Below are 3235 nucleotides of genomic sequence, written 5' to 3'. Positions count from 1 at the left end.
AGTGGTATGGAAAAGTGGGCAATGGATTCTCCCTTTAAAAAGATCGCGTCATTGGACAAACAAATACTTGTAAAATTACAGCAAGTCTCAAAAAAATCTGTTTAAAGCACCTGAAAAGTGGATATCATATTTATAGTCAAAGCTTTTGTTACATCAAAGCAAAAATCATAAGGAGATTGGCTATGAATGATTCTAACGTAAAAGAGTTGGTATGTAATTTGTGCCCGGTTCACTGCAATATGTCGATTGAGTACTCCAAGTGGGAGGATCAAATCAAAAATGTATATGGCAGTAGATGTAGTCGTGGGTATGAATACATAAAAAACTACAAGTTCGATCAACAATGTATGCTTCCAACCAGTGTGAGATTGAGAGGATCGATTGCAGACAGATTACCTGTAAACTCAGATGCACCCCTCCCAAAAACAATTGTTTCTGAAGCCATGAACATCATTAAAATGCTTGAAGTTGAATTACCTGTAAAATCAGGAGAAATAATCGTTGAAAACATTTTAAACACAGGCGTAAACATCGTCGCAACTAAATCTATGTTCTAATTAATTTTTAAGAAATGTCTTTTGGTCACACAAAAGACATTTCTTTTTTGTAGAATGATAAGGGTTTCATTAGAATTGGATTAAACCGCTTGCTTTGAATAATGAATTAGTGTACTATCGCATTAATACACAGCGCGATTCAAAATTCTTGCGAGGAGGTTTGAAAATGGATTTTAATAACGATTTGCCCATTTACCAACAAATCATCAATATGATTAAGTATGATATAATTTCCGGAAAAATTCCTAAGGGAGACAAGCTCCTGTCTACTCGAGACTTGGCAATAAAGCTTAAAGTAAATCCCAATACAATCCAAAGGGTTTACAAAGAACTTGAGGCAGAGCAGGTGTGCTTGACTAAAAGAGGTCTTGGAACCTTTGTAACTGAGGATAATGAAGTTATTGATGAAATGAAGGAAATGCTCGTCAGTGACATGGTCAAAACCTTTTTAGAGGGCATGATCAAATTGAACTATAGTAAAGAGACCATACTGGAAAAAATAAACAGACAGTTTGAGAAGGGAGTACAATAATATGTCAGTTCTAATATCTTGTATCAATATAAATAAAAAATACATGAACAAAGTTGCACTTGAAGAAATCACTCTTAAATTTGAGGCTGGCAAAATTTATGGTGTTCTTGGACCAAATGGTAGTGGAAAAACCACTTTAATGAAAATTATTGCTGACCTACATAAGCAATCATCAGGTGAAATTACAGTGTGTGACACAAAACCGTCTCATGAAACCAGATCAAAAGTCGCATACATGCCGACTGAAAATTTTGTCTATGGTTGGATGAAGGTAAAAGACAGTCTTAATTTCTACAAAGATATGTATCATGATTTTGATTATGATAAGGCAATAGATCTAATGACTTTTATGGAGCTTGATCTCAATCAAAAGGTTTCAAGTCTTTCCACAGGACAACGGGCAAGATTAAAAATTTCTTTAACCATCTGCAGATCAGCTGAGATTGTTATGCTAGATGAACCTTTAAATGGGCTTGATCCAATTTCTAGAACGAAAATCAAAGAGTGCATTATTGAGCATTTTAATGAGAATAGTGTGATGATTGTATCAACACATTTAGTAACGGAAATTGAACAGATTCTAGATGAAGTCATTTTTCTTGGAAATGGCAGACTGGTGTTACAGGGCAAGGCTGAGGACTTGAGATTTGAAAGAGGCAAGTCTATTGAAGATATTTACAGGGAGGTTTTTGCACATGCTTAAATTATTAAAATTTGAACTTATTCGGAAGCGAACTGTCTTTTTAGTGGCATGCATAATGGTTTTATTGGGCGAAGCTTATGCACTTTTTAAGTATTTTCAATTAGATGAAACTGTGCGTTATTTTGCAAATGATGATATTTTTGCTGTATTTATATCTCTATTAGCTGTTGGATTTGGTATATTATACTTAGTGGATATCGTTACCTTGCTCAGACAGGATATGTTTAAGCAAGAGGGGTATATGTTGTTCATGACACCTTTTAATGGTTATCAGATATTGGGTTCCAAGGTTATCTTTGCATTGATTGAAGGTTTTTTTATCGCCGTCATTTATCTTGTTTTGATGTTTGCAAATGCAAAAATTATGGACATAAGCGGTTTTGAGTTTAGCTTTGGTTTTAACTCAGATGAGATTTGGTTGATCATTAAAGGTTTGATTGTAGGCGTTTTAGGACTTGTAGAGTTTGCACTGACAATTTTCCTATCGTTTGCACTCTTTAAAAGCATATTCACCGATGTTAGATTTAAAGGGGCAATCACATTTGGCATATTTGTGGGAATTAACTTTATCAAGGGACAAATATTTGGATTGGTAGTCAATCTAGCAGGAAAAAGTCTTGATATGGTCAATGCGAGCCACTTTTCCAGTGTGGAAGTAATTTCAAATATTCACATGGCAATGAACATGAGCATTGTGTATGTCCTAGTGATGAGTGTGATATTATTTGGAATGACAGGGTACCTATTAGAAAACAAAATAAATTTATAAGCTAATTAAAAAAGATGGATGCATGAAGAGAGCGAGAGCCCTCTTTTTGTGTCGTGTTAATCTAAAACGAAATAGTAGGGGGATATAATGTTGATGAAGATGAAGCATAAAAAGGGATTTCTAAGGGGCTTGATACTAATTGGAATATGTCTCTTGTTTGTAGGTTGTAGTCAAACCCCCGATTCTACTTCAAAAGAATCGATACCAAATGAAGGCGCTTCCGTGAATCAAATTTTAGATTTGAGAGGCTATTTTGATTACAATCTTAACGAAACGCTTTTTTATAATGGCATCGCAGATTACAGCCGCTATGAAACTTGTGTAAAAATCGATGAAGTTATTTCCCCAGAAGCGGGAAAATTGTATTATTTTGAAGGCGAAGTGGAAGATTTATCTGGCGGTGAGCTCGGAGACTTATCCTTCTACAAAGCCTATAAGGTTACAAAGGACTCTTTGTCAGAATATTATAGCGATCAAAGAGAAATGGTCCTACTAAAGAGCGAAGTTTCAGAAGGGACTACGTGGGAAACTGAAATGATTGATGCTCAGTTAGGCATGATTAGGGTTCAAGCCAAGGTAATTAAAATTGCTGAGGATTCAGTATCCGTTGAGTACACTTTTTTGCCAAATCAAGTGTTTCCAGCGTCAAAACAATATACATTGGTATATGAATT

The 3235-nt window shown here is 35.1% G+C and carries 5 protein-coding genes; all 5 read left to right on the top strand.

Annotation, left to right across the window (positions count from 1 at the left end):
* The first annotated feature begins 182 nt into the window (after window positions 1-182).
* The gene (locus AC220I_RS20455) at window positions 183-557 is read left to right on the top strand and encodes a DUF1667 domain-containing protein (RefSeq protein ID WP_486725718.1); all 375 of its coding nucleotides are present in this window, start codon (window positions 183-185) and stop codon (window positions 555-557) included.
* A gap of 166 nt (window positions 558-723) precedes the next feature.
* Window positions 724-1089, top strand: coding sequence for a GntR family transcriptional regulator (locus AC220I_RS20450; protein ID WP_486725717.1), 366 nt, complete (start codon window positions 724-726; stop codon window positions 1087-1089).
* Between the two features lies 1 nt (window position 1090).
* Window positions 1091-1792: an ABC transporter ATP-binding protein gene (locus AC220I_RS20445; protein ID WP_486725716.1), complete on the top strand. Its 702-nt coding sequence runs from the start codon at window positions 1091-1093 to the stop codon at window positions 1790-1792.
* Complete coding sequence (locus tag AC220I_RS20440) at window positions 1785-2561, top strand: hypothetical protein (protein WP_486725715.1); 777 nt, start codon at window positions 1785-1787, stop codon at window positions 2559-2561. The genes AC220I_RS20445 and AC220I_RS20440 overlap by 8 nt, the downstream gene beginning before the upstream one ends.
* An 87-nt stretch (window positions 2562-2648) precedes the next feature.
* On the top strand, window positions 2649-3235 hold a 587-nt coding region (locus tag AC220I_RS20435; protein WP_486725714.1), incomplete at its 3' end, for a hypothetical protein.

Source organism: Fusibacter sp. (assembly GCF_057447755.1).
The sequence above is the reverse complement of the archived record's forward strand: the minus strand, read 5'-3'. Positions and strand labels throughout refer to the sequence as shown.

Bases quoted from the DNA above. Each gene is read 5' to 3' on its own strand.
- AC220I_RS20455 (WP_486725718.1), top strand. From the start codon at position 183: ATGAATGATTCTAACGTAAAAGAGTTGGTATGTAATTTGTGCCCGGTT.
- AC220I_RS20450 (WP_486725717.1), top strand. From the start codon at position 724: ATGGATTTTAATAACGATTTGCCCATTTACCAACAAATCATCAATATG.
- AC220I_RS20445 (WP_486725716.1), top strand. From the start codon at position 1,091: ATGTCAGTTCTAATATCTTGTATCAATATAAATAAAAAATACATGAAC.
- AC220I_RS20440 (WP_486725715.1), top strand. From the start codon at position 1,785: ATGCTTAAATTATTAAAATTTGAACTTATTCGGAAGCGAACTGTCTTT.